This window comes from Helicobacter canis (assembly GCF_008693005.1).
GTDB lineage: Bacteria > Campylobacterota > Campylobacteria > Campylobacterales > Helicobacteraceae > Helicobacter_B > Helicobacter_B canis.
This window is the reverse complement of sequence record NZ_VXKE01000025.1, coordinates 1-595: the sequence shown is the minus strand read 5'-3', so window position 1 is coordinate 595 and position 595 is coordinate 1. Positions and strand designations below refer to the sequence as shown.

Here is a 595-nt window from a genome sequence, read left to right as displayed (position 1 = left end):
AGAGCCTAAAGCTCCTACTAAGCCTAAAATCCTAGCCAGCAAGCCAGAAATGCCACAAGAGCCTAAGCTTGGAGAGATAAGTGCAGAGCTACTAGCTAAGCATAAAGTCCAAGGGGATTTCTTTATCCGTGCCTATGGTGGGACAGGCTCACATAAAGCAACCAATGGCGCACAAACAAGCTCTTGGAGTGTGGGCACACTCTTTGGCTCGACTTGGGATCTAGCTCTTGGGCAAACAAGTGGGAATATCGGCTTCTATGGTGGGTATGAGTATATCTACAATGGCTATAAGCAAGCCCATATCGATGCCCAAGGACACACAGGCTTCCTAGGGCTTAGATTCTCCCATATCTTTGCTAAGACTAAGCTGGCAGGATTCTACTATATGGCTGATGTCAATGGTGGATATAGTGATATATCTGTAGGACAAGATATGAATGGTATGCGATTTAGTGCTAATGTAGGGAATATCAACTTTGGCTCATCTTTTAGACTAGGCTCATCTGTGTATATGTATGGAAGCAAATCTATCCTCTTCCCTTCAGTTGGTGTAGGTGTAGAGGGTGGCTATCTAGGAGAGTTTGAGATGAGGACA

1 protein-coding gene is annotated in these 595 nt (G+C 44.9%); it reads left to right on the top strand.

Going from position 1 to position 595, the window contains the following annotated elements:
- A partial coding sequence (locus F4V45_RS09525) for a hypothetical protein (RefSeq protein WP_170235229.1) occupies window positions 1-595 on the top strand: 595 nt, incomplete at both ends.